Annotated in this window: 23 protein-coding genes; 16 read left to right on the forward strand and 7 right to left on the reverse strand. The window is 62.7% G+C overall.

Annotated elements, in window-relative coordinates; genetic code table 11:
* From J2Z17_RS24060 to J2Z17_RS24075, 4 genes are all read left to right on the forward strand, one after another.
* A partial coding sequence (locus tag J2Z17_RS24060; protein ID WP_280923405.1) for a calcium-binding protein occupies window positions 1-1,518 on the forward strand: 1,518 nt, incomplete at its 5' end.
* Between the two features lie 22 nt (window positions 1,519-1,540).
* Window positions 1,541-1,870 (forward strand): DUF3467 domain-containing protein, encoded by a 330-nt coding sequence (locus tag J2Z17_RS24065; protein WP_209949211.1) that lies wholly within the window; start codon window positions 1,541-1,543, stop codon window positions 1,868-1,870.
* Window positions 1,871-1,889: 19 nt separating this feature from the next.
* The gene (locus J2Z17_RS24070; protein WP_209949213.1) at window positions 1,890-3,491 is read left to right on the forward strand and encodes an efflux RND transporter periplasmic adaptor subunit; all 1,602 of its coding nucleotides are present in this window, start codon (window positions 1,890-1,892) and stop codon (window positions 3,489-3,491) included.
* Window positions 3,464-5,434 (forward strand): site-2 protease family protein, encoded by a 1,971-nt coding sequence (locus J2Z17_RS24075; RefSeq protein WP_209949215.1) that lies wholly within the window; start codon window positions 3,464-3,466, stop codon window positions 5,432-5,434. Before J2Z17_RS24070 ends, J2Z17_RS24075 begins: the two co-directional genes overlap by 28 nt.
* Before the next feature lie 717 nt (window positions 5,435-6,151).
* Here the strand turns inward: J2Z17_RS24075 and J2Z17_RS24080 are convergent.
* Together J2Z17_RS24080 and J2Z17_RS24085 are read right to left on the reverse strand one after the other, a co-directional pair.
* Window positions 6,152-6,403 carry a hypothetical protein gene (locus J2Z17_RS24080; RefSeq protein ID WP_209949217.1) on the reverse strand — a complete coding sequence of 84 codons (252 nt, stop codon included), beginning with the start codon at window positions 6,401-6,403 and terminating at the stop codon, window positions 6,152-6,154.
* 488 nt (window positions 6,404-6,891) lie between these two features.
* On the reverse strand, window positions 6,892-7,581 hold the full coding sequence (locus J2Z17_RS24085) for a GntR family transcriptional regulator (protein ID WP_209949337.1): 690 nt from the start codon (window positions 7,579-7,581) through the stop codon (window positions 6,892-6,894).
* A 307-nt stretch (window positions 7,582-7,888) separates the two neighbouring features.
* Here J2Z17_RS24085 and J2Z17_RS24090 point away from each other — a divergent pair, with 307 nt between their 5' ends.
* From J2Z17_RS24090 to uxuA, 5 genes are all read left to right on the forward strand, one after another.
* Window positions 7,889-8,863 carry a TRAP transporter substrate-binding protein gene (locus tag J2Z17_RS24090; RefSeq protein ID WP_209949219.1) on the forward strand — a complete coding sequence of 325 codons (975 nt, stop codon included), beginning with the start codon at window positions 7,889-7,891 and terminating at the stop codon, window positions 8,861-8,863.
* A gap of 71 nt (window positions 8,864-8,934) precedes the next feature.
* Window positions 8,935-9,426 carry a TRAP transporter small permease gene (locus J2Z17_RS24095; RefSeq protein ID WP_209949221.1) on the forward strand — a complete coding sequence of 164 codons (492 nt, stop codon included), beginning with the start codon at window positions 8,935-8,937 and terminating at the stop codon, window positions 9,424-9,426.
* Between the two features lie 2 nt (window positions 9,427-9,428).
* Window positions 9,429-10,709: a TRAP transporter large permease gene (locus J2Z17_RS24100; protein ID WP_209949223.1), complete on the forward strand. Its 1,281-nt coding sequence runs from the start codon at window positions 9,429-9,431 to the stop codon at window positions 10,707-10,709.
* An 11-nt stretch (window positions 10,710-10,720) separates the two neighbouring features.
* Window positions 10,721-11,776 carry an L-idonate 5-dehydrogenase gene (locus J2Z17_RS24105; protein WP_245224332.1) on the forward strand — a complete coding sequence of 352 codons (1,056 nt, stop codon included), beginning with the start codon at window positions 10,721-10,723 and terminating at the stop codon, window positions 11,774-11,776.
* A 48-nt stretch (window positions 11,777-11,824) separates the two neighbouring features.
* On the forward strand, window positions 11,825-13,021 hold the full coding sequence (uxuA, locus tag J2Z17_RS24110) for a mannonate dehydratase (RefSeq protein WP_209949225.1): 1,197 nt from the start codon (window positions 11,825-11,827) through the stop codon (window positions 13,019-13,021).
* Between the two features lie 57 nt (window positions 13,022-13,078).
* On the opposite strand, the gene J2Z17_RS24115 is transcribed toward uxuA, so the two are convergent.
* From J2Z17_RS24115 to J2Z17_RS24130, 4 genes are all read right to left on the reverse strand, one after another.
* The gene (locus J2Z17_RS24115) at window positions 13,079-14,176 is read right to left on the reverse strand and encodes an ABC transporter ATP-binding protein (protein WP_209949226.1); all 1,098 of its coding nucleotides are present in this window, start codon (window positions 14,174-14,176) and stop codon (window positions 13,079-13,081) included.
* A 26-nt stretch (window positions 14,177-14,202) separates the two neighbouring features.
* On the reverse strand, window positions 14,203-15,084 hold the full coding sequence (locus J2Z17_RS24120; RefSeq protein ID WP_209949227.1) for a carbohydrate ABC transporter permease: 882 nt from the start codon (window positions 15,082-15,084) through the stop codon (window positions 14,203-14,205).
* A complete protein-coding gene (locus tag J2Z17_RS24125) occupies window positions 15,084-16,007 on the reverse strand; it encodes a carbohydrate ABC transporter permease (RefSeq protein ID WP_209949229.1) in 924 nt (307 codons plus the stop codon). Before J2Z17_RS24125 ends, J2Z17_RS24120 begins: the two co-directional genes overlap by 1 nt.
* A 128-nt stretch (window positions 16,008-16,135) precedes the next feature.
* Window positions 16,136-17,392 (reverse strand): ABC transporter substrate-binding protein, encoded by a 1,257-nt coding sequence (locus J2Z17_RS24130; protein ID WP_209949231.1) that lies wholly within the window; start codon window positions 17,390-17,392, stop codon window positions 16,136-16,138.
* A gap of 268 nt (window positions 17,393-17,660) precedes the next feature.
* Between J2Z17_RS24130 and J2Z17_RS24135 the strand changes: the two genes are divergently transcribed.
* Entirely contained in the window at window positions 17,661-18,713 is a 1,053-nt protein-coding gene (locus J2Z17_RS24135) for a LacI family transcriptional regulator (RefSeq protein WP_209949233.1), read from the forward strand.
* Between the two features lie 67 nt (window positions 18,714-18,780).
* Here the strand turns inward: J2Z17_RS24135 and J2Z17_RS24140 are convergent, their stop codons facing one another.
* Window positions 18,781-20,043, reverse strand: coding sequence for an alpha/beta hydrolase (locus tag J2Z17_RS24140; protein WP_209949235.1), 1,263 nt, complete (start codon window positions 20,041-20,043; stop codon window positions 18,781-18,783).
* A gap of 597 nt (window positions 20,044-20,640) precedes the next feature.
* Here J2Z17_RS24140 and J2Z17_RS24145 point away from each other — a divergent pair.
* The 6 genes from J2Z17_RS24145 (at window position 20,641) to J2Z17_RS24170 (ending at window position 25,861) form a co-directional block, all read left to right on the forward strand.
* Window positions 20,641-21,564 carry a LysR family transcriptional regulator gene (locus J2Z17_RS24145; RefSeq protein ID WP_209949237.1) on the forward strand — a complete coding sequence of 308 codons (924 nt, stop codon included), beginning with the start codon at window positions 20,641-20,643 and terminating at the stop codon, window positions 21,562-21,564.
* Between the two features lie 120 nt (window positions 21,565-21,684).
* Complete coding sequence (locus J2Z17_RS24150; RefSeq protein ID WP_209949240.1) at window positions 21,685-22,704, forward strand: C4-dicarboxylate TRAP transporter substrate-binding protein; 1,020 nt, start codon at window positions 21,685-21,687, stop codon at window positions 22,702-22,704.
* Between the two features lie 89 nt (window positions 22,705-22,793).
* The gene (locus J2Z17_RS24155) at window positions 22,794-23,333 is read left to right on the forward strand and encodes a TRAP transporter small permease subunit (protein WP_209949242.1); all 540 of its coding nucleotides are present in this window, start codon (window positions 22,794-22,796) and stop codon (window positions 23,331-23,333) included.
* Entirely contained in the window at window positions 23,333-24,643 is a 1,311-nt protein-coding gene (locus tag J2Z17_RS24160; protein ID WP_209949244.1) for a TRAP transporter large permease, read from the forward strand. The genes J2Z17_RS24155 and J2Z17_RS24160 overlap by 1 nt, the downstream gene beginning before the upstream one ends.
* A gap of 59 nt (window positions 24,644-24,702) precedes the next feature.
* Window positions 24,703-25,311, forward strand: coding sequence for a glutathione S-transferase family protein (locus tag J2Z17_RS24165; protein ID WP_209949246.1), 609 nt, complete (start codon window positions 24,703-24,705; stop codon window positions 25,309-25,311).
* A 1-nt stretch (window position 25,312) separates the two neighbouring features.
* Window positions 25,313-25,861, forward strand: coding sequence for a carboxymuconolactone decarboxylase family protein (locus J2Z17_RS24170; RefSeq protein ID WP_209949248.1), 549 nt, complete (start codon window positions 25,313-25,315; stop codon window positions 25,859-25,861).
* The last annotated feature ends 10 nt before the right edge of the window (window positions 25,862-25,871 follow it).

Below are 25,871 nucleotides of genomic sequence, written 5' to 3' on the forward strand. Positions count from 1 at the left end.
GCTGACACGGCCGACCTGGGCGACGGCGACAACTGGGTCATCGGCGACAGTGGCGAGATCGTCCGGACGGATGCCGTGGACGTCTCGCTAACCACGACCTCACCGCAGATCGGAGGCGACGATGTCATCGATACCGGCACCGGTAACGACGTCATCATCGGCGGTGCCCGCAGCGACACCGTCCATGCCGGCGACGGTCAGGACGTTCTGCTCGGCGATGCCGGTGCCTATACACGCTCCGCCAGCGCCGATGGTGGCACGGTGGCCAGCGAGCAACTGACCTTCGGCGGCAATGACCGCCTCTTCGGCGGCGGCGGCAACGATCTGATCATCGGTGCTCTCGGCGACGACTATATCGATGTTGGAAACGGCGACGACGTAGCCCTTGGCGACGACGGCATCCTGACCTTCACCAATCAGACCGACCTGAAGACGCTGGAACTGACCAATCTCGAACTGGGCGGCAAGGATACGGTGACCGCGCTTGACGAGACGGGTGAGAACCTTCTGATCGGTCAGGCCGGTGACGACCTGCTGATCGGCGGCCTGTCGGACGACATCATGATCGGCGACCTCGTCACCATGTCACTCTACGACTATGGCAATCCGTACAACGCGCGCTCGGCCGTCGATCGTGTCACCGGGATGACCAGCATCAGGCCGGACATTCATGGCGACGACATTATGGAAGGCAGGTCCGGCAACGACACCCTGATCGGGGGCTTCGGCGCCGATACCCTGCGCGGCGGCGACGGCGCCGACATCCTGATCGGCGACACCATCATCTACTCGCGCATCTATGCCCTGACGACCGCGGCTCAGGTCAAGGGCACGATGAAGCTCGAGACCAACTTTGCCTTCACCACCGGCGGCTACGACCGGCTCTACGGCGACGACGGCGCCGATATCATGATCGGATCGCTGGGCAGCGACATCTTCTACGGCGACACCGCTTCCGACGTGCTGTTCTCCGACAGCTATGCCGGACTGTTCCGCAGGATATGGACGGATGACGGGTCGGTCAGCAAAACCGACCACTGGTATCTCATCCAGTCGAACTTCCCCGGCACCAATCCCGTGGATCTGGTCTCCACGGCCCAGCAGGGCGATGCGATCGGTGCCCCCCTGTGGCATCTTGAGGACGAAAAGCTCTCCAGCCTCGATCTGCAGTCGCCGCCGGTCGACCACCAGCCGCAATTCGATGCCGCCCCGAACCACGAGGTGCCGCTTGTCGACCGGCTGCTGTCGATCGTCAGCAGCGACAGCTTCGTTCAGACCGTGGCCCAGCTCGTGGCCATGCATGTTGATGAAGACATTCTGCGTACCTCCATCATCAACGCGATCAAGCAGGAACTTGGATCAGGAAACATGGAAACCCTGGCTGCAGAGCAGCTGATCCTTCTCATGACCGACCTGCTTGTCGACCGGGTTCTTTGCGAAACCCCCGCCTGCGTCAGCAAGCCCGAGGGTGGCGCCGCAGCGGACCTGTTCACCGAACTGCCGATGGCAGCCCAATAACCTCAACGGAAAAAGGCCAAACATGAGCACGAACGCAAACACAACTCCGATCTCCTCGCAGCAGGACCAGACACCGACGCAGACGATGAATGGCGTCAAGCTCAACTGGGACGACAGCGACATGGAAAGCCTCTATGCCAATATCGGCACAGCGACCGCCAACCGCGAGGAATTCTTCCTGCTGTTCGGGACCCACCAGCATTGGCGCGGATCGGTCAAGGACACGGCCGAGGTCAATGTCAAGCTCGCCAACCGCATCGTCATGAGCCCCTATGCGGCCAAGCGCCTCGCGGTCATTCTGAGCCAGTCCATCAAGGCTTACGAAGATCAGTTCGGAAAGATCGAAGTCTGACAGCACCATGCTTCGTCACTTGAGTGCACTCACCCGTCTCGCGCCGGGTGGGTCAACCCCCGATATTGTCTTCGGCACCCTGCCTCCCGGTCTCGACCTCCTGGCACTGGCCGAAGGCCTTTCCGACAAGCCGCTTCTGAAGCGCGCGGGCGAGCACCTCTTCGTGCTCGTTCCGCGGGGAAAGGCCGGCTGGATCGGCTGGCTTTTCGACACCGTGCCGCCGGTAACGGAATTGCCGGGTTTGCTGGAGATCCTCTCCGGCCTGTCTGCGGCCTTCGACAAGGGGGCGGCCGCGGCTTCCATGCCGCCGACCGCCACAGCCGCCGGGCAGGAGCGCATCGCGCGCGTGCTGGCGGACATGGCGGGCCTCGGTCCGCTGAAGAAGAAATCCCAGCTGCAGGTCCTGGCAAACAGCATCTTCAAGCAGGAGCTGGCGCGCGCGGCCGTCTTCGTTGAATGCAGGGCCCGGGGCGGCAGCTTCATCACCGCCTCCGACCGCAAGCTTGCAGCATCTGCCGACGAGTTTGTCCGTGTCAGCCAGCTGGAGCGTGCCGACGAGGACCGCATCATCCATCTGCGCGCTCAATCGATGGACGACGATCGACTGGAATCCGCACTTCTCGCCGAGTCGCTGGGAGCCGCAGGCATCGTCCTGGCGCTGCCGGCCAATGGCATACACGGCATGGCCCTCTTCCTTATCGATCCCGCGCCGAATATCGCAAATGAGATCGGGATGCTGTCCCACCTGGCGTCCATCGCCACACAATGCCGGGCCCACAAGGATGACAAGAATAACACGCTCTGGAAGGGTGCGGCCCTTGCGGCGGTCGTGGCCGCTGCAGTTGTCCTGGCCCTGCCCGCCGACCTCATCGTCACCGCCTCCGCGCTCAGCGCACCGCAACAGTCGGTGGTCGCCGCCCTGCCATTCGACAGCTTCCTGCAGAGCATGACGGCGGATGTCGGCGACACCGTCACCGCGGATACAGATCTTGCGACACTGTCCGCTCCCGATATCGAAGCCAAGCGTTCCCAGGCGCAATTGCAGATGTCGGTGCAGCAGATCACCGCGACCGCCGCCCTGGCGAAGAATGACTACGGCAACTACAAGCTCGCCACCCAGAGGATCGAAACCTACAAGGGCCAGGTCGATCGCTACGATCAACAGCTCGAGCAACTGCATCTGAAAAGCCCGGTTGCCGGTACGGTGATCAGGACCATCGGCCGTGACGGCCTGGGGCGCTTTGTCCCGGCTGGACAGGAGATCGCGGTGATCCAGTCGAATGACGAATTTGCGGTGACCCTGACCTTCTCCCGTGTCGATGCAACCCTGATCAGGCCGGGGCAGCCGGGCGAGGTCTATTTCCGTGGTCTCAATGGCCGTCCCTACGCCTTCGTCGTGGAGACCCCGATCTTTGAAGAGCGGGCGTCCCGCGACAGTGATGAAACACATCTCGTGGCGCGCGCGCGGATAGTCAAGGCCGGCAAGGGAGAGCTGATCGGCGGCCTTTCGGGCTTTGGCCGTGTGGAGGCAGGCAGGGCGCCGCGCATCTACGTCCTGTCACGCCATGCCCTCGAATATCTAAGGATCAAGGCATGGATCTACCTCGGCTTACACTTCTAAGGCAGGTCGAATTGCACGCGTCCTCGGAGGGCAGGCGTGCCCTGTTCCTGGCGCGGGACCGTTCGAACGGCAAGATCTTCACGATTCCCCGGGCGCTTGCAGCCGGCCTGTGCAAGGCCAAGGTGGCGATGGGCCAGCCGGGAGCACCTCCGGACCTGTCGAACGCGGGGGCCCGCGACATCTACGGCTTCCTGCACATGCTGGAGAGTGTGCGCAAAAGCGAGACGGCCGGGCACCGGAAATTCAATCCCGTCTTCATGTCCTTCTCTCTCCTGGACCTCAGCGCCTATCAGGCACGGCTAATGCCTCTGGCGCAATTGATCGTCGCGCCGGGCTTCCTGTTGTTCTTCCTCTGTCTCGCGATCTTCAGCGGCTATGTCGGCACCCAGAACGGCTGGCAGGCCCTCGAGAGCTTCAAGTCCGTCTTTTCGCTGGAGGCAATCCTCACCTTCGGCCTGTTCGCACCGCTCCTGAAGGTCATCCACGAGCTGGGCCACGTACTGGCCGCCACCAGATACGGGGTTCAGGTGCAGAACGCCGGCGTCAATCTGATTGCCTTCTACCCGATGCCTTTCGTCGATTGCACGGATGCCGATTTCAGTGCGCGGCGGCGGCATCGCGTCATCATCAGCCTTGCGGGCATCGGCGTCGATCTCACCATCGGCATGCTTGCCTTTATCGCCTGGCATTTTACCGAGGGCAGCTATGTCCAGACCCTGCTCGGCAATGTCTACGTCTTCTGCACGCTCAACTCGATCCTGTTCAACGGCAATCCGCTGGTCAAGCTCGACGGCTATTTTGCCTTCGCCGACGCGATTGGAAACCGCAATCTCTATACAAGTGCGCAGGCGCGCTTTTCCGGTCTGCTGAAATACCTCACAAGCTTCGGCGCCATCGGAACCCTGCCCGGCAGCGGCACGAATGCCTTCCTCGCCTGCTATGCCGCCGCCACGATCGTCTACCGCATCCACATGCTGACCAATATCGCCTGGGGTCTCGCCCCGCGGTATCTGGGCGGCGGCACTTTCCTCGTCGCCTGGGCCGCAATTGCCATGTTTCACACCCCTGTCGTCGCGCTAGCGCGAAATGCCATCCAGAAGCCCTTGCCGCAGGCCCGCAGCGTCTGGCTCAAGCGCGGCCTTGCCCTGGGCGCCGTGATCGCCTTCGCCCTGCTGGTCCCCCTCCCCTTCAACACCGTGGTGCCGGTGTCGATCGCGGCAGCCGAAAACTACTCCGTTACCGCGGCGAGCAATGGTTTCCTCGACTATGCTCGCGACAGCGGCAACGTCAGGGCCGGTGACCGCCTGTTCAGCCTGACGAGCCCGCAGCTGCAGGATGAGCATGCCGGCCTGGTGCTTGATGTTCGGGAGGCTTTGCTGGCATTCCAATCGCTGCGGGGCGACGATCAGAGCAAGGCACAGGCGGCCCTGCGTCAGATCTCCGACCTCAAGGCGCGGCTTGACATCGTCGAGACCTCGATCTCGCAGCTATCGATCCATGCAAGCCGGGACGGCATATTCGTGCGCACGACCAAGGCCAGCAAGGGTGAACAGCTGATAGCCGGCGCACCCCTCGGCCAGCTGCTGCCCGAACAGGGACACTCGGTCTTTGCCGGCGACTTTCCGGAACAGTATGTCGCCAAATTCCAGCAGGGTCTGACCGGCGCGGATCTGCGGCTCGACACGCGCCATAATGCCATCGACCCGGCGACGGTACATCTGCAACAGATCATGTCCTATGACCAGGCTTCCGGCACCCGCTCCTACCGCATCCAGTTCCCGCTTGCGATGGCGCCGGCGGCGATTGCAGGAGCGCCCGGCGATATCAGACTGAGCTTCGCCTCGGGCACACTCTTCGATCATGTCCGCTTCGCCTTCGACGCGCTGATTGCCAATTACCGACAGGCGCAGCTGTCCGATCAGCATAAATATCTGCAGGACTGAAGGTCGGCACGGCGCAGCCGGCCGTCCGGTTGACGCCGGCCCCGGCACCTTCGTGGCGAGCGTCAACGGCACGCGTTCAGAACCGCAAGCCAAGTGCCGCAACGATGGCGTTCCGGCTGGACCCGCCGCCGAACTGGCCGGCATAGGCCAGCCCCAGCGTTGCGTTGTTGCTGAGCGACAGATCGCCCCAGATCCGACGCCCCCTGTGTCGGTCGCGATCGGGGCGCTGACGACGGTGAAGTCGCTTCCGGCCCCAGAGCACGTCCGGTAAACACGAGCTCACCTGACCTTCTCTGGTTTGTTGTTTTTACGCCTGTCCGGACGGAAACCGCGACGACACTTTTCCTGGAAAGGCTCCAGTTCGGACGTCATGGAGATGGGAACGGGTCTCGACCCGTCTGGCTATTCCGCAAATCTGCCATATCGCGGAAGGCAGTGAGCCATGCGGACACGCGGGGGGGTGAAGTATCCGCATGGCTCACCAGGGGTGGCACGATACGCCGGAGCGTGTTGCCAGAACTCATCCCTACGCGGCTTCAAACAGACAGGCGACAGGGATATCGCCTGGGTTGCACACGGTGACAACAGGCCGGCACGCAAGGGTCGGAAAGCGGGTGTGAACGGCCTCAGGCAGCCGCTTTGACGTTCCGAAGGCCTCGCCGAGAGCAAAGCGGCCGGCGCATCCGGTGCCCTCGCAACAGCTGGGGCTATCGGTCATCAGCCTGTTGCGGCCGGCCCGCCAAGTTTGCGGACCACCTCGGCCTGTATGTCGAGGCACAGGCCGTGGAACATATGCACCATTTCGCCGGGTGGCCGCCGATGACGCCTCAGATTGTCGATGGTGATCGCAGCCAGCGCATATTGTTCGAAAAGTGCCGCAATCTCGCGGCCCTCGGCGTTGCGCAATTGCGCGCGGTGGCGCGGAAGACTGAGCGCCAGGCGGGCCCGTCCACTTTCGGCTAGCGACATGCGATCGCCTCCTGCCGCCCCTGCGCCGCGCAAGCCGGCATTACCGGGCCATGATCCTGGATGGGGAGGAGAAGACCCGCACCCCTTTTCGGCGTCGCTTCGGGTTCAAAGACCGGGGCAGGCCTGTTCAAGGCCACGACGGGTCGAAATTCACCCGGCACCGTCATAACGGCACCTGCATATGGCCATGCCGAACGCCACGAATCCGATACCGTTCGTCGAAATGAATCCGGACAGATAACATCGAAGACGTGGCGCTGAGAGTGAGGCTCATTCTGGCATCAGGCATTGGCTGAAATCAATTTTAGTATGCGATCATCTCCGCACGCGGTCCTGCCGATGGCAAGAACGGCACCTCGAACCCTGCACTCTCGGCCATGTATCCGACACGGAGTGACAAGGAAGGGCGAACGCATACGGTCTCTTATCGGTGTCCTCGCCATTTCGGACAGCGCCGGATATCGCGGCAGGGAGGCCGCTGCCCCGCCTCAGGCAAACAGGGAGGGCTTGTCGCGCATCAGTTCCTTGATGCTCTTGAACACCTCGCGCAGATGATGGCTCATATGATCGACGGCAACTTCGACATCGCCGGCCCCGATTGCCTCGCATATCGCCTCGTGCTGCACGTAAAGCTGGCTGACGTGACCGGGGTGGGGAAGGCTCAGATAGCGCACGCGATCCAGTTGGCCCTTGACGTTCTGGATGACCCGCCAGCCGCGCGGCAGGTTGCAAAAGTCCGACATGGCATGATGGAAGAGCTCGTCGAGCTGCATGAAATCGGCCAGCCGCTCGTCTGCCACCGCGGCCTTCTGCTGCGCAAGATTGGCAACAAGCCGCGACTTGAATGCCGAATCCGCCGTCTGCGCCGCCTTGCGAACGACCGCGGTCTCCAGCGCCTCGCGGATGAACTGCGCCTCGATCACCTCGGGCATGCGGATCGGCGATACATAGGTGCCGCGCTGGGGAAAGATGTCGACCAGCCCCTCGTCGGCAAGCTTGATCAGGGCTTCGCGGACCGGCGTACGGCTGATGCCGAATTTCAGCGACAATTCCTTCTCGCTCAGCGCCTCGTTCGGCTTCAGCTCCAGGGTCAAGATGGCGCGCTTGATCCAGGCATGCGCCTGAACCGCGATCGGAAGTTTCAGATCGATCGCCGACGTCCAGTCGGCCGTGTCCATATTTGCCACGTTCCTGTCCCCTTGCATCCTGCGAGCAACTCCCTTTCGGTCGAGCCGCCCGTTTCCGGCCATCACCCCATGCGCAAGCGTGATGCGCCTGCGCTCCTATCACACCCGGCATCCCTTGCCAGAGGCTAACATCAAATCCGTTTGACATGCTACCATGGTAGTGAAATAGATAGCAACCAAATGGATGTCCGGTGACGCGCAATGGCCCTTGTCGCGACGTTCATTGCGCAAACATCCCGGTCGGCCGCGAGGAGCCTGGCCACATCGGGGAAAGATAGCAAAACAGGGAGGAATACCGATGACATCACTCATGAAGACCTTGATGGCGGCAACCGTTGCCACCGCCATGTTCGGCCTCGCAACGGCCAATGCCGCCGACGTGACGCTGAAGCTTGGCCACCTCGCCAACGAGGACAATATCTGGAACAAAGCTTCGCTTTATTTCGGCGAGCAGGTGAAGAAGCTTTCCGATGGTCGCATCGAGGTTAAGGTCTATCCGAACGAGACACTCGGCAAGGAAATGGACCTGATCAACGGCATGCAGCTCGGCACCGTCGACATGACCATCACCGGCGAAAGCCTTCAGAACTGGGCACCGAAGGCGGCCCTGCTTGCGGTCCCCTACGCCTATTCCTCTCTCGAGCAGATGGACAAGGTCGCCTCCGGCGAGGTCGGCAAGGAGATCGAACAGCAGATCATCGAAAAGGCCCGCGTCCGCCCGATCGCCTATTTTGCCCGTGGCCCGCGCAACCTGACCTCCAACAAGCCGATCAAGACGCCAGACGACCTCAACGGCCTGAAGATGCGCGTGCCCAACGTGCCGCTGTTCGTGGATACCTGGCGTGCGCTCGGCGCCAATCCGGTACCGATGGCCTTCTCGGAAGTCTTTACCAGCTTGCAGAACGGCACCATCGACGGTCAGGAAAACCCGCTTGCCCTGATCAAGAGCGCCAGCTTCGCCGAAGTGCAGAAATACGTGAACCTGACCCAGCACGTTCGTTCCTGGATCTATCTGACGATCTCGGAAAAGACCTTTGAGGGCCTGTCCGAGGAAGATCAGAAGGCGGTGCTCGAAGCCGGCAAGATGACCCAGGCCTATGAGCGTGACCTGTTTACCAAGGATGAGGAACAGCTGCGCAAGGATCTCGAGGCTGCCGGCATGACCTTCGTCGATGTCGATCAGGCCGCCTTCAAGGAAAAGGCCAAGCCCGCCGTCCTGAAGAGCGTGCCTGAAGACCTTCGTCCGACCGTCGAAAAGCTGTTCGCCGAATAACGCCACCCCCCGGCAAGTCCGCATCCGGCCCTTCCCGAAGGGTTGGGTGCGGCGCCATATGAGGCACACCCGTGAAGCGCATACTTTCCGTTCTCGTCATCGTCTGCCGGCTGCTTGTGCTGGCCTCGATGCTCGTGCTGATGGGATCGGTAACGATCCAGATCCTGTCCCGCACATTCCTGCCGACATCGCCGATCTGGACCGAGGAGCTGACCCGCTATGCGCTGCTCTACATGGTATCCTTCGGCGTCGGCCTGGCGCTTCTCACCGGTGATCTGGTCAATGTCGATCTGGCACTGGAACTGCTCTCCGAACGCTGGCGGCGCTGGCTGACGGGGCTCAGCCTTCTGCTCACGGCGCTGTTCGCCGCTTTGGTGATCAAGCCCGCCTATGACTTCGCCGCGATCGGCGCCTGGCAGACATCGCCGTCCATGGGCATCAGCATGAGCTGGGTCTATTACACGATGCTCGTGCTGCTGGTTCTTCTCTGCATCTTCGCGCTGGTGGCGGCTGTTCGCATCATCCGCGGCGAGCAAGTGTCCCTTGGAAAGGCAGAGGACTGATCATGGCGACCATTCTCCTCTTCGTCACCTTCATCGCCTGCCTGATCGTCGGTGTGCCCGTGGCCGTGACGCTCGGCCTCTCCTCCTTCGTCTACATGGTGCTGAGCGGCATTCCGATCGTCGCCATCCCGCAGAAGATGTATGCCGGCATGGACGTCTTCGTCCTGCTCTGCATTCCCGGCTTCATCCTGGCCGGCAACCTGATGAACGGCGGCGGCATCACCGAACGCATCATCCGTTTTGCCAGTGCGCTGGTCGGCTGGATTCGCGGCGGGCTCGGCCTCACCAATATCGCCGGCTCCATGCTGTTTGCCGGCATTTCCGGCACGGCAGTCGCCGACGCCGCCTCGATCGGCAGCGTCATGATCCCCGGCATGAAGCGTGCCGGCTATAGCGGCGCCTTCGCGGCAGCCCTCACCGCTGCTGCCTCGACCGTTGGTCCGATCATTCCGCCGAGCGTGCCGATGATCATCGTCGGTTCGTTGACCGGCGTCTCGGTCGGGCGCATGTTCATGGCCGGAGCCATTCCGGGCCTGCTTCTCGGCATCGGGCTCATGGTGACCTGCTATGTCATGGCCCGCCGCAACAATTTCCCGCGCGAACCCTGGCGTGGCGCGCGAGAGCTGTGGTCGGCCTTTCTCGATGCCTTCTGGGCATTGCTGATGACCGCGCTCATCATCGGCGGCCTGCTGAGCGGTCTGGTCACCCCGACCGAAACGGCTATCGTCGCCTGCCTTTACGCCATTGTCGTCGGCCTTTTCATCTATCGCGGCCTGACGCTTTCCAGCATCGTCACCATCATCATCGACAGCTCGGTGAGCGCCGCGGGCATCCTTGTCCTGGTCGGCTTTGCCAATGTCTTCGGCTGGATTCTGGCCGCCGAGCAGATCCCCCAGGCAATCAGCTCGGCCGTACTTGCGATCACCGACAACCAGATCCTGATCATCCTGATGATCAACCTCCTGCTGCTGATCGTCGGCATGTTCATGGAGACGATCGCCGCGCTGATCATTCTGTTCCCGCCGCTGCTCGCTGTCGCGACCGCCTCGGGCATCGACCCGATCCACTTCGCCACCTTTGCCGTGTTGAACCTGATGATCGGCCTCACCACACCGCCGGTCGGCGTCTGCCTGTTCCTCTGCGCCAACATCGCCCGCGTACCGCTGTCGAAAGTCGTCGTGGCGATCGTGCCGTTCCTGTTGACCAATCTCTTCGTTCTGGCACTCGTCTCCTACATTCCCTTCCTGTCGACCTGGCTGCCCAATGCGGTCTTCGGTCATTGAGAGATGCGACCATGAACAATCCCCTGCAAAACGCCGTCTGCCGGCTGCATGCCGCCCATGATCTGCGCGTCGAACAGATAGCCGGCGACCGCCCCGGACCGCAGCAGGTGCTGCTGCGGATGCAGGCCGGCGGCATTTGCGGCTCCGACCTGCACTATTTCCTCGACGGCGGCTTCGGCCCCGTGCGCGTGCGCGAGCCGATCATCCTGGGTCATGAAGCCTCCGGCATCGTCGAGGCGCTGGGCGACGGGGTTTCGACCCTGGCGCTCGGGACCCTGGTCGCGGTCAACCCCAGCCAGCCCTGCGGCCATTGCCGCTTCTGCAACGAAGGCCTGCCGATCCATTGCCTGGAGATGCGCTTCATGGGCAGCGCCATGCGCCTGCCGCACGAACAGGGCATGTTCCGCGAGACGCTGGCCGTCAACGCGGCGCAATGCTACCCGATGGGCGATCTGGTCACCCCCGGTGAAGCAGCCTGCTGCGAACCGCTTTCGGTCTGCCTGCATGCGGTCAACCAGGCCGGAGACATCAGGGGCAAGCGCGTGCTGATCACCGGCGCCGGGCCGATCGGCGCCCTCACCGCCGCTGCCGCACGCCAAGCCGGTGCCGGTGAAATCATCGTCACCGACCTGCAGGATTTCGCCCTTGCGACCGCTATGGCCATGGGCGCCGACCGGGTCGTCAATGTCGGAAGCAATGGCGATGCACTGGCCGACCTGCAGATCGACAAGGGCATGATCGACGTCGCCTTCGAGTGCTCCGCCGCCCCTTCCGCCATCCGCAGCGCAATCGCTTGCGTCCGTCCACGCGGCACGATCATCCAGGTCGGTGTCGCAGGCGACACGTCGGTACCGCTGAATGCGATCGTCGGCAAGGAGATCACCTATCGCGGCACGCAGCGCTTCCACGCGGAATTCGCCGAGGCCGCCAGGCTGATATCGACGCGGACGGTCGATGTGCGGCCGATCATCTCCGGCGTCTATCCGCTGGAGAAGGCCGACGAAGCCTTTGCCATCGCCAGCGATCGCAGCCGTGCCTGCAAGGTGCAGCTGACACTCGGGCAGTGACGATCCCATCGTCGCACAGAACAACTATCTGGAATTTGGAAGTACCCTATGAGACAGACATGGCGCTGGTTCGGGCCAGTGGATCGGGTGACCGTCAAGGATGCGGCACAGGCAGGGGCCGAGGGCCTTGTCAGCGCGCTTCATCACGTGCCGACGGGCACCGCCTGGAGCGTCGATGAGATCGAGAAGCGCCAGCGGGAAGCCCGGGCCGGCGGCCTGGACTGGGAACTGGTCGAAAGCATCCCGATCTCCGAGGCGATCAAGACCGGTGGTGGCGAGGCACGCACCCATCTTGCTGCCTGGAAGCAGAGCCTCGAAAACCTCGCGCGCTGCGGCATCCACACCGTCTGCTACAATTTCATGCCGGTGCTCGACTGGACCCGGACGGACCTGCGCTGGGAAACACCTCTCGGTGCCCGCGCCATGCGATTCGATCTCATCGATTTCGTCGCCTTCGATCTGTTCGTCCTGAAGCGCGAGGGTGCGGCCAGCAATTATCCCGAGGCAGTTCTCGCAGCGGCCGAGAAGCGTCACCACGCGTTGGATGACGCGGCCCGTGCCACCATCGCGGCCAATGTCAGCGCCGGCCTGCCGGGCTCGACGGAGAGCTACACCGTCGATGACCTTCGCCGCCATATCGCCACCTATGCCGAAACGCCGGCGGCAACCCTGCGGCAGCGACTGATCGACTTCCTCGGCGAGGTCGCACCACTTGCCGAAAAGCTCGACATGCGTCTTTGCTGCCATCCCGACGATCCGCCATGGCCGCTGCTCGGCCTGCCGCGGATCATGTCGACGGAGAGCGACTACCGCGCCGTGCTGGACGCGGTCGACAGTCCCGCCAGCGGCATGACGCTGTGCACCGGTTCGCTCGGCGCGCGCGCCGACAACGACCTTCCCGGCATGATCGACCGCCTCGGCTCGCGCATTCATTTTGTCCACTTGCGCAATGTCACCCGCGAGGCCGACACCCTGCCCTGCTCCTTCTTCGAGGACGAGCACCTGGCCGGCGGCACGGACATGGTGGCGGTGATCGCGGCCCTGCTGCGCGAGGAAAAACGGCGCCGGTCGGCCGGTCGCGCTGATTGCGAGATCCCCATGCGGCCCGACCATGGCCAGGAGATCCTGGACGACATCACCCGCGGCGCCCAGCCGGGCTATCCGGCCATCGGCCGGCTGAAGGGGCTGGCCGAACTGCGCGGCATCCTGCAGGCGCTGAGCCACCCGACCTACGGCCAGCGCTGACACCGCATCCGAAGGCAACGCGACGCAGCAAGGGCCGCGCCCGGACCGGCGGAAGCCTCAGCCGATCCGTTGCGTCGTCTCGGGGTCGAAAACGACGGCCTTGTCGAGGTTGAGATTGAAGGCGAATTCCTCGCCGACCCTGACCGGCAATTCCGCCCGCACGCGGCCGGTAAAGGCCTGGCCGGCGAGGTCGGCCGCAACGAAGGTGTCCGACCCGGTCGGCTCGACCATGGTGATCTTCGCCTTGACCTCGGCGACCTTGCCGGCATGCGGATCGATCAGGCTGGCATCGGTGACGGCTTCCGGGCGCAGTCCGACCAGCACCGTCTTGCCTTCGGCAAGCGATGCCGCTTCCGGTAGCGCCACCTGCACGCTGTCGTTGAACAGCGCGATATGCGGATTCTCGCTGCCGCCGACCACCTTGCCTTCCAGCATGTTCATTGCGGGCGAGCCCATGAAGTCGGCGACGAACAAATTGGCCGGCCGGTTGTAGATTTCCGACGGCGTGCCGACCTGCTGAACCGTTCCGGCCTTCAGCACGACGATCTTGGTTGCCAGCGTCATCGCCTCGATCTGGTCATGGGTGACGTAGACGATGGTGGCGCCGGTGTTCTGATGCAGCGCCTTGATCTCGGCACGCACCTCGACGCGCAGCTTCGCATCGAGGTTGGACAGCGGCTCATCGAACAGGAAAACCCGCGGCTGGCGCACGAGCGCGCGTCCCATGGCGACGCGCTGGCGCTGGCCGCCCGAAAGCTGGCTCGGCCGGCGGTCGAGCAGGTGGTCGATCTGCAGGGTCTTGGCGACTTGCGCCACCGCCGTCTTGCGTTCTTCCTTCGAGACGCCGCGCATCTCCAGCGCAAAGGCGATGTTTTCCTCAACCGTCATGTTCGGATAGAGCGCATAGGACTGGAACACCATGGCGATATCGCGCTTCGACGGATGCAGGTCGTTGACCACCTGGTTGTCGATGATGACATCGCCCGAGGTGATCGGCAAAAGCCCGGCAATGGTGTTGAGCAGGGTGGACTTGCCGCAGCCGGAAGGCCCGACGAGCACGAGAAAGCCGCCTTTTTCCAGCTCGATATCGATGCCCTTCAGCACCTCGGTATTGCCGATCTTCTTAGTGAGTTTGTCGATCTTCAGAAAGCTCATGGGTCTTTGATCCTGCTTTGTCGCCCTTAGCCCTTCACGGCGCCGGCCATCAGGCCGCGCACGAAGTAGCGGCCGGCCACGACGTAGACGAAAAGGGTCGGAAGGGCGGCGAACACGGCGGCTGCCATGTCGACATTGTATTCCTTCACCCCGGTAGAGGAGGAAACGAGATTGTTGAGCGCCACCGTCATCGGCGAAGCCTCGCCGGACGAGAACGATACGCCGAAGAGAAAGTCGTTCCAGATATTGGTGAACTGGTAGATCACCGTCACCACGATGATCGGCCCGGAGGTCGGCAGCAGGATCCGCCAGAAGATGCGGAAGAAGCCTGCGCCATCCATCATCGCCGCCTTGATCAGCTCGTCCGGGAAGGCCTCGTAGTAGTTGCGGAAGAACAGCGTGGTGAAGCCGAGGCCGTAGCAGACATGGACAAAGACGAGACCCGTCGTGGTATTGGCGATGCCCATGATGCCGAGCATGCGGGCCATCGGGATCAGCACCGCCTGGAACGGAATGAAGCAGGCAAACAGCATCATGCCGAAGATAAGCTTGTGGCCGGGAAAGCGCCATTTCGTCAGGATGTAGCCGTTGAGCGCGCCGAGCACCGTGGAAATCAGCACGGCAGGCACGACCATCTTGATCGAGTTCCAGAAATAGCCCTTGATCCCCTCGCAGGTCACCCCGATGCAGGCCGTGCCCCAGGCCTTCGCCCAGGCATCGATCGAAGGCGCGGTCGGCAGCGCCAGCATGTCGCCGCCACGGATCTCGCCGAGCGACTTCAGGGAGGTCGTCAGCATCACATAGAGTGGCAGCAGATAGATCAGCGCCAGCACGATGAGGGCGCCGTAGATGACGTAGCGTGCGCCCTTGGCCTGGCCGGCGCTCACGGTATCGCTTGCAGTCGACATCAGCGCTTCTCCCTGAGTTCGGAATAGAGATAGGGAACGATGATCGCCGTGATCCCCATCAGCATCATCACGGCACTGGCCGAACCGACGGCCATCTGGCTGCGGGTGAAGGTATAGGAATACATGAAGGTCGAGGGCAGTTCGGTCGCATTGCCGGGGCCGCCGCCGGTGAGCGCGATCACCAGGTCATAGGACTTGATCGCCATGTGCGCCAGCACGATGAAGGCCGACAGAAAGACCGGGCGCAGCAAGGGAATGATGATCCGCCGGTAGGTCGCGACCGTCGTCGCCCCGTCGATCTGGGCGGCCTTGATGATCTCGCCGTCGATGCCGCGCAGCCCTGCCAGGAACATCGCCATGACGAAGCCGGAGGCCTGCCAGACGCCGGCGATCACCACCGTGTAGATCGCCATGTCGGGATTGACCAGCCAGTCGAACTTGAAATTGGTGAAGCCCCAGTGATGCACGGTATTTTCCAGACCGAGGCCGGGATTGAGGAACCACTTCCACGCCGTGCCGGTAACGACGAAGGACAGCGCCATCGGATAGAGGAAGATCGGCCGCAGCACGCCCTCGGCGCGGATGCGCTGATCCATCAGGATCGCCAGGAAAAGCCCGATGGCGATGCAGAAGCCGATATAGAGAATGCCGAAAATCGCCAGGTTCTCCATCGCCACATACCAGTTGGGTTGCGACCAGAGCCGGAAATAGGCATCGAAACCGCCCCATTTGTAGACCGGCAGGATGCGCGAGGTGGTGAACGACAGATAGACGGTCCACAGGATGAAACCGTAGACGAAGATCAGGGTGATGGCGAAGGACGGTGCCAGCACCATCTTGGGCAGCAGCGTGCGGACCCTGTCGGCGAAAGCTGGGCCGGGTCGCTCCGGTTCGACAAGCGGTGCGGGCTCGATATTCGTCATGGCGGAAGTCTCCGATCGTGGCGGCGGATCAAGGCTGATGCTCCGGCCGGCACACCGTCAGGCAAGGATGCGACCGGGAATGTCCCGGTCGCCTGGTTTTGCTTGGAGCAGATGGGCCGGGGCCCGTCTTACTGCGCGGCAGCGACGGCTTCCGGCAGACGCTTCAGCGCCTCGTCGGTGGTCAACTGGCCGTTCAGGTGCTGGGTCACGACGTCGAAGATCGCTTCCTTGACCGAAGACGGCTGGGCGTGACCATGGGCGAGCGAACCGGCCAGCTTGCCGCTTTCGGCCGCTTCCGCCAGATCCTTCATCCCCTTCTTGCCGCAATCGTCGAACTTTTCGTCCGAGACGTCGGTGCGGGCAGGGACCGAACCCTTGACGGTGTTGAAGGCGACCTGGAAGCCCGGATCCTCGACGGCCTTGGCCATCTTCATCTGGGCATCGTGCTGGTCGTCACCGACATCGAACATGACGAACTGGTCGGAGTTGAACAGCACCGAGCCCTGCGTGCCGGGGAAGCGGATGCAGACGAAGTCCTTACCCGGCACCTTGTCGGCGCGCAGGAATTCACCCTTGGCCCAATCGCCCATTTCCTGGGCGCCGGCCTTGCCTTCGATGACCATGGCCGATGCCAGGTTCCAGTCGCGGCCGGAGAAGTTGTCGTCGAAATAGCCACGCAGCTTGGTCATGTCGTCGAAGACCTTGCGCATGGTGTCGCCCGACAAGGCGTCCGTGTCGAGATCGATGATCGCCTTCTTGTAGAAGTCCATGCCACCTTCCGAAAGCACCACGGCTTCCCAGAGGGTGGTGTCTTCCCAGGGCTGACCGCCATGGGCGAGCGGGGTGATGCCCTGCTCCTTGAACTTGTCGAGCATGGTGAACAGCTCGTCCATGCTCTTCGGCGGCTCCATGCCGGCCTTGTCGAGGGCGGCCTTGTTGATCCACAGCCAGTTGGTCGAGTGGACGTTGACGGGTGCCGCGATCCAGTGGCCGTCATACTTGGAAAATTCCTGCAGGGCTGCCGGGATCACCTTGTCCCAGTTGCCTTCCTTGGCAACGTCGTCGAGATTGCCGACCACGCCCATTTCGGCCCAGTCCTTGATGTCGTAGCCGAGCATCTGCACGGCCGTCGGCGGATCGCCGGAGGTGACGCGCGCCCGCAGCGCGGTCATCGCCTGGACGCCGGAACCGCCGGCAACCGGCATGTCCTTCCAGTCGACGCCTTCCTTCTTGAGGTTGTCCTTCAGCACGTTGAGCGCCGCGGCTTCGCCGCCGGACGTCCACCAGTGCAGAACCTCGACCTGCTCTTCGGCCGCAGCCGAACCGGCCGTCAAACCGATAACGGCAACAGCCGTCGCCAAATGCGATGCAATACGAAATGCCATTGTAGCCTCCCTGTCAAAAACCGGCTCTCCTACCGGCTGTGCCCATTTATAACGTTATACATGGGAGCGCTGTCAAGCACGTCGATTGCCACCCAAAGAAAATGCTACCGCCTTAAGTCAATGAAATAACGCGCCTTTCGGAAAAGCCGAGTTTGGCTCGCGCCTCTCAGTGACCTTGCAAGATTAGCGGATTGAATTTATAACGTTTTAAATCAGCGACTTGCAAAGCGCTGCCGGACAAGGAGGAGTTGTCCGCTGGAGAACCGACATGAACGATGAGCAGCCTCGCGGTTTGCCGCCGGAGCACGCCCCCGCCCGCAAAGCTGGCGGCGCGGCAAGCGCAAAGCCGACACTGAAGACCATCGCCGAAATCACCGGCTTTGCCGTCACCACGGTGTCGCGGGCGCTGGCAGACGCACCACAGATCGCGCTGGAAACGCGGCGCAAGGTGCGGGCCGCTGCCGATGCCATCGGCTACCTGCCGGACCGTGCCGCACAGCGTCTTCGCACCGGCCGCACCAATGTGATCAGTCTGGTTCTCGATCCGCATGAGGAAATCCTCGGCTATGCCACCTCGGTCATATCCGGCCTGTCCTCGGCGTTGCGCGGCACGGCCTATCACCTGGTCATAACACCGCATTTTTCCGACACGCCGGACGCCGATCCGGTGCGCCATATCCTGCGCAACCGCATGGCCGACGGCATGGTCTTCAGCCGCACCGAACCCCAAGACGAACGCATCAAGCTGCTGAACGAAAACGGCTTTCCCTTCGTCTGCCATGGCCGCACCGAGCTTGCCTCGCCGCATCCTTACGTCGACTACGACAATTTCGGCTTTGCCTATCAGGCGGTGAAAAAGCTGATTGCCGCCGGCTGCAACCGGCTCTGGACCCTGCTGCCGCCGGAACGCTTCACCTTCTGCCATCACATGCGCCACGGCTTCATGACCGCGGTGCGCGAGGAGGGCGTGGCCTTCGAGATCGCAAGCGGCATCACGCTGGACAACAGCCCGCACGAGATCCAGTCCTGGCTGCTGCAACGCCTGGGCCAGGATGACCGTCCCGACGGACTGCTCTGCGGCGGTGAGACCTCCGCCATGGCGGCGATCGCCGCGGTCCACGATCGGGGACTGACGCTCGGCCGGGATATCCACCTCGTCGCCAAGCAGACATCCGGGATTTTCGACCAGATCCGCCCGGCCGTGCCGGTTGTCTACGAGGACCTGGAAGCCGCGGGGCGCCTGATGGGCGAAATTCTTCTCAAGCGCATCTCAGGCGTCACCGACATGACCGAATTGCAGGTCGTGCAGCCGGCGGTCTGAGCAAGCGGCGGCCGCGGCGGGCACGTGCCGACCGCGCCGCACTTCGCTATTCACCTGGACATCCGGCTCAATTCGTCAGCGGCTCGGAATTGGGATCGACAAACAGCGTATCCTTTATCTCGGCGGGTTTCGCCTTGGGTCTACCGGCCGCACTGATGATCTCGACCGGCGCACTGACGGTCGCCGCCGCAACGGTGCCGATGCCGTTGGCGGTGCCGGCGATGACGGCAGTGATTCCGTCGCCGAGCGTGATATCCTGATCGGTCAGCGTTTGTCCGGTCACCAACCGCTTACCGATCAACTGCACGATCTCGGGGCTTTCGGCGAACTTTCCATGGTTGAGGCTGTCTTCCGTGCGGACCTGCGTCAGGTCGATCGCGGTGATGCCCGCCTGCTCCAGTTGCGACCGATAGGGCTCGGTTGCCGGATTGATCGCGCCGACCCTGAGCACATTGCCGGAAATCAGCCTTGATGCCGCGAGCGCCTTGTCGTCCTGGGATACGAAGATGGTGAACTTCGGCTTCGGCGAGCCCATCTCGACATACTGCTTGGCGAAGACGTCGATATCGATATCGGGCGAGGCAAGCACGACATTGTGGATCTTCAGATGCACATGCCCTTCCCGGATGCCCATCTGCCGCAGGGATTCCATCGTCAGCCAGGTGCCCATGGAATGGGCCAGAATGGTGATGTCCTTCACATCGGGGTCGTCCCCCAGCACCCGCAGCGTCCGCTCCAGCGCCGTGCGGGAATAGTTCGTGCTTTCCTTGTCGTAATTATAGGCCAACAGTTCGGCCCGCGACGGCCAGGTAAACAGGATCGGCGTCGCCTCGGCCTTGGAATCGTGGACGATCTGCGCAAGGCGGAAGACCGAGTCTTCGTAGGTATTGTTGAAGCCGTGGACGAAGACGAGCGCGTGACCGCCGGCGATGTGCTGGCGAAACCATTGCCGCCCCTCGGTTGGCGTATGGATCTGCGCGACCTTGGTCACGGCAAAATCTGTGGCGGGGTTGGGCGGCAACCGTTTCGGCCACTGCACGGTGCCGCTCTGGCGCGCCGTCTCGGGCGGGATCGAAATGTCGATGGCGGTGAAATAGGGCATGGCGCTGCGCTCACCGGCAAACAGTGTCGCCGGATCCCCCGACGGGGTGCGGGTGGTGGCAACGAGCATGCCGACCTTGGACGCAGCAGGCGGCGGGGCGGCGGCGACCGGCACCATGACGCCTTTGGGTCGCCCGGCGCATCCGGCAACGAGAGCGACGACGACGAGCAGGGAGAAAGCCCGGCTGACCAGGGGGACACGAAGTATTTCAGGGAGAAAATGCACCATATGACCCTCGGCCGACTTCAACGATCCCCACATCGACACATGGCTTGCGACAGAAGCATACTGCCTGCCCCAGCCGGCACATGCCGCAACCTGCAATAATGCGTCAGCCGGACAGAAACCTGCTGACCGACCGGGCAAGGCCTAGACGACGCGGGCAGGACCAGACCAACCAGTCCCGCCTGAGCCGTACCCCGGCGCCCCGCGTTAAACCACAGGCTGCCGTCTCGATCGCCTTGCTCTTCAGCTGGCATTCGACATCTCTAAGACCAGCCGTCGCGATGCCCGGCCTCATCAGGTGCCTTGGCAATCTACCAAAGGTTGCTGATCGATCATAGGTGTATTCTTGGTCGATCTGTTGTGCCGACGGATCGGCGTAGCCTTGCGCTTGTCCTATTGACGGCGTGCAGCGTCGCGTCGATCGGCCGGCGATCGATGATCCGCGCAACGGGTCGTCTTGCCTTGGACCAGCCCGGCAGCGCGATCCCGGTTGGCCACGGACGCGTCCATGCGCTATGACGTCATCGACGGCCACGCGGGCGGACCCGGCACTATGCCGTTTACCGCAACGTGGCGACCTCGTGCTGACCGCAGATCCCTATGGCCCCTTTGCAAGACATCAGCCTCATTGCCCTGCGCTATTTCGTGTCGGTCGCGGAGGAGAAGAATTTCACCCGCGCGGCCCAGCGGATGCACATCGCCCAACCGGCGCTGAGCCGGCAGATTTCCAAGCTGGAAGCGGCGCTGCAGACACCGCTTTTCCTGCGCTCCTCGCGCGGCGTGGACCTGACGGAGGCAGGCGAGGTGCTGCTGACTCGGGCCTACACGATCTTCAATCAGATCGAGCAGACGGTCAACGACGTCACCAGTCAGTCGCATTCCCCGCGCGGCGTGGTGACGGTCGGCCTGCCGCCGACGCCCGGTGAACTGATCGCGCCGCCGCTGCTCGACTACATCAGGAAGAACTATCCGGATATCGAGTTGCGTTTCCGCGAGGGCTTCAGCGGCGACCTGTTGCGCATGCTGAAGCAAAACGAGATCGGTGTCGCCGTCATGCATGATGCGCCGCCGGAGGACATGTTTATCAGCACTAATCTTCTGCGCGAGCATCTTTGGGTGATCGGCAAGGCCGGCACCATCGACCGGCCGAGCTACACCCTTGCCGAAGCGGTCAAACTGCCGCTGGTCATGCCGAGCCGCCCGAATTTTCTGCGTTTCCTGATCGACCGCCATGCCGAGCAGCATAATCTCCAACTCAACGTGATCCATCGTTCCGACGGCATCTGGATCACCAAGGCGCTGGTGCGCTACGGGCTCGGCTACACCATCCTGACCTATGGTGGGGTCCTGTCGGAGATGCAGCATGGAACGGTAGATGCCGTGCCGATCACCGATCCGCAGATCAACTGGACGCTGTGCACCACGATCCACCGGGACCAGGCAAACAAGCCCGCACCGCAACTGGTTATCCGGGCGATCAAGACGATTGTCGACGATCTGGTGGCACGCGAAATCTGGAAGTAGCCATGCCGAAACGGTATCGCGACCATGCCCAATTGATATTTGCGGCATTGGCGTAATTGCGTTTAGCTGCTGGCACCCTGAGGAGGGGCCAGAATTATCTAGCAAGGGAGGATTACCTTGATGGCTTTGAAAAAGCATCTCGCCGGTGCCGTATTTGCCGTTGTCGGCGCAACGGCCGCGTTCGCCACCGCCACACAGGCCGAAACCTACAAATGGATCACCTTCAAGCCGCAGGGCGCAGGCGACGCCCAGGCGCGCTCGACGCAGTGGTATGTCGACGAATTCAAGAAGCGGACGGGCGGCAAGGACGAGATCCAGGTCTTCTGGGGCGGCAGCGTCGCCAAGACCGGAGAGATCCCGGATGCGCTCGGCGCCGGTCTCGGCGATTTCGGCGACATCATCACCCCTTATTTTCCTGACCGTTTCCCGCTCAACAATGCCGTCGGCTTCTTCATCCCGCAGCCAAACGGCCCGCTCAAGATCGCCGAACTGATGGCGGAATGGCATGAGAAATATCCGCAATTCGAAGAGGAGCTTGCCAAGGCCAATATCAAGGCCGTCGGCTACCGACCGCTCGAAAGCTACGGTCTGCTCTGCACCAAGCCGGTGAAGACGGTGGAAGACCTGAAGGGCCTGCGCATCCGCAGCTACGGCTTTGCCTATCCGGCCCTGTTCGAGGCGCTCGGTGCATCGCCGGTTTCGATCAACACGGCCGAAGCCTATGACGCGCTTTCGCGCAACATCATCGACTGCACGCCCATCGGCCCGGCGCTCGCGCGTGGCTGGAAGTATGACGAAGTCGCCAAATACTATATCGAGCTGCCGCTCGGTGCCTCCTTCGGCCACCTGATCGGCATGAATCTCGACACCTACAACAACATGGACGAGGCGACCCGCAAGGTGGTCGACCAGCTGAACCACGACTACTCCGTCACCTACAACAAGATGCTCGAAGACGACATCAACGCGGTGCGCGAAGCCTGGAAGAAGGACGGCGTGACCGTCATCGACTTCGACAAGAACGCACTCGACGACGTGGTCAAGTCCGATGCCGTGCAGGCCGTGCGTCAACAGTGGATCAAGCGGGCGGAAGCGGCCGGCGTCGAGCCTGACGAGATCGTCAAGCAACTGCAGCCGTAAGCTCCACCGAACCTCAAGAAGGGATGCCGGCCCCCTGCGCCGGCACCCCGCTGCTGCGTCGACTGTCCATCGATCCTGGGGAGGATGTCATGTCCTATCTGCTTCGCTTTCGTGCGCTCTACGGGCGCCTTCTTTTCGCCTGCGGCGTGGCTGCCGGCATCACGACCTTCCTGATGATGGTGCTGGTGGTCGCCAATGTCGCCGGGCGCTATCTCTTCAACGCCCCGATCGACGGCACGCTCGAACTCACCGAGTCGATGCTGACTGTGCTGATCACGCTGTCCTTCGCGCTGACCCAATATGAAGGCGGTCACATCCAGGTGGTCCTGCTGACCAAGAATTTCTCGCCCCTCTGGCGCCAGGTCGCGTCGACGCTCGCGATGCTTCTCGGCTTCATCTTCTTTGCGTGGTGCACCTATGCGGTCTTCCAGTTCGCGATGAAGTCCTACGCCTTCGACGAGCACGAATGGGGCAGCATCCAGTTCCCGCTCTACCCCGTGAAAATGGTCTGCGCGTTCGGCGTGCTGCTGATCACCATCCAGTTCGCCATCGACACCGTGTTGACCGCCGCCGGCGTCGACCTGCCGGGCCACGATATCGACGGCGTTTCGCCGGAGGAAGCAATCTGATGACCGGACTTGAATTTGGACTGATCGGCGCCGTCCTGCTGTTTGCCGCGATCCTGCTCGGCGTCAATGTCATGGTGTCGCTGGGACTGATCGGTGTTGCCGGTCTTGCCGCGATCGCCGGTGTGGCGCCGGCCACCTCGATCCTGAGCACCGTCTTCTACGACACCACCCACAGCTTCCATTTCAGCGTCATCCCGCTCTTCCTGCTGATGGGCTATTTCGCCATGCAGGCGGGGCTCGGAGAAGACCTGTTCGAGGCGACCACCAAGTGGCTGGGCAACCTGCCGGGCGGCCTTGCGATCTCCACAACGATCGGGGCGGCAGCCTTCGGTGCCGCATCGGGTTCCAGCGTCGGCACGGCCACCGTCTTCACCAAGCTCGCTCTGCCGCAAATGCTCGATCGCGGGTATGACAAGGGACTGGCATCCGCCTCGATCGCGATCGCCGGCACGCTGGCCGTGATGATCCCGCCAAGCTCGCTGGTGGTGGTCTACGGCATCCTCACCAATTCCAGCATCAGCGGACTGCTGATCGCCGGCATCATTCCCGGCCTGGTGTTCGCGCTGCTGCTCTGCATCGCCATCTACATCACCGTCAAGCGCCACCCGGAAAAGGCGCCGGTCGAAATCGCCCATTACAGCTGGAAGGAAAAGCTCTATTCCCTGCGGCTCGCCGGTCCCCTGGTGCTGGTCATCGTGGTGATCATTTCCGGCCTCTATATCGGCGTCTTCACCCCGACCGAAGCCGGCGGCATCGGCGCCATGCTCACCTTCGTCCTGGCAATCATCCGCCGCCGCGGCATCCGCAATATCGACCTGATGAATGTGCTGCTCGATACGGTGCGCACCTCTGCGATGATCTTCGGCATCATCATCTGCGCGCTGATCTTCTCGAAATTCCTTGCCTTGAGTGGCGTTGCCAATGCCGCCGGAGGCTTCCTGACCGGCCTCGACGTCAATCGCTGGATCATCGTGCTGATCATCGTCGGCATCTATCTGGCGCTCGGCATGATGATGGACGCTCCGGCCCTTCTGGCAATTACGCTGCCGATCACCCATCCGGTGATGATGAAGCTCGGCTTTGATCCCATCTGGTTCGGCGTCTTCGTCGTGCTGCTGGTGGAAATCGGCGCGGTGACGCCACCCGTCGGGATCAACTGCTTCGTGGTGCAGGCATCCTCCAACGGACGACTGCAGTTGGAGGACGTGTTCAAGGGCCTGGTTCCCTTCGTCCTGGCCGGTTTCGTCATGCTGGTCCTGCTCTGCCTCTTCCCGCAGCTGGCACTTTTCCTGCCGCAATCGATGAACTGAACGGAAACGCTGGAATGACCGAATTGCACCGTGGGCACCTCCCGCCGGAAACGGCGGGCATGATCCTCCGCACGACCCTGACCTCGCCCTTCGGCCGCAAGACGCGGATCGCCGCCAGGCTGCTCGGGCTGGAACGGATGATCACCATCCTGCCCGCCGACACGCTCGACGAGGATGACAGCCTGCGCCGGCAAAACCCGCTAGGCAAGATGCCGACCCTGATCCTGGCCGATGGACGGATCCTGTTCGACAGCCGGGTGATCCTTGACTATTTCGACAGCCTAGCGCCGGCGCACCGTCTGGCACCGGCGGACGGGCTCGATCGCTATCTGGCGCTGACCGCGGCAACCATGGCCGACGGCATCGCCGATGCCGGATTGCTGATGGTCTACGAGGGGCGCTTTCGCGAGGCGGAGAAAATCTCCGAGCGCTGGCTCGCGCATCAGCGCAGCAAGATCTTCCGCGCCCTCGAGGTCTTCGTCCGCGAGCTGCCGGATCCCGCCCGCACCGACCTCGTCACGATCAGCCTTGCCTGTGCACTCGGCTATCTCGACTGGCGCAAGCCCGTGGCCTGGCGCGATGCCTACCCGGAGATCGCCGCCTGGCTCGATGCCTTTGCCGACCACGAACCCGCCTTCAATGCCACCGCCAGACCGGAGGACACGTGACATGGCCCGCCTTTCCCCGCCCGACTTCGACAATCTGAGCGAGGCCCAGCAATCCGTCTATGAGCAGATCGTCTCGGGTCCGCGGGGTCGCGTGCGCGGCCCCCTGGCGATCTGGCTGCACCGGCCGGACCTTGCCGATCGGTCCCAGGCGCTCGGCCGGTATTGTCGCTATGACACCCTGCTGCCGCCGATCCTGTCCGAGCTTGCGATCCTGGTGACGGCACGCGTGTGGAACTCCGAATTCGAATGGCAGGCGCACAAACTGATCGGCCTGAAGGCCGGCCTGTCCCCCGAGATCGTCGACGCGATCCGCGATCGCCGGCAACCGCAATTCGACGCCGACGACCAGGCCGTGGTCTATGATTTCGCCCTTGCCGTCCAGCGCGACCGCAAGGTCAGCCAGATCGTCTACGAGCGGGCGATCGCTATCCTGGGCGCCGAGGCCGTGGTCGATCTGACCGGCTTGCTTGGCTATTACGGCCTGATTTCCATGACCATCAACGTGTTCGAGGTCGACCCGCTCGATCCGGATGCCTGCGAGATGAACTGAGACAGATCAG

Origin of the sequence: Heterorhizobium halophytocola, from assembly GCF_017873095.1 — a bacterium.
GTDB lineage: Bacteria > Pseudomonadota > Alphaproteobacteria > Rhizobiales > Rhizobiaceae > Allorhizobium > Allorhizobium halophytocola.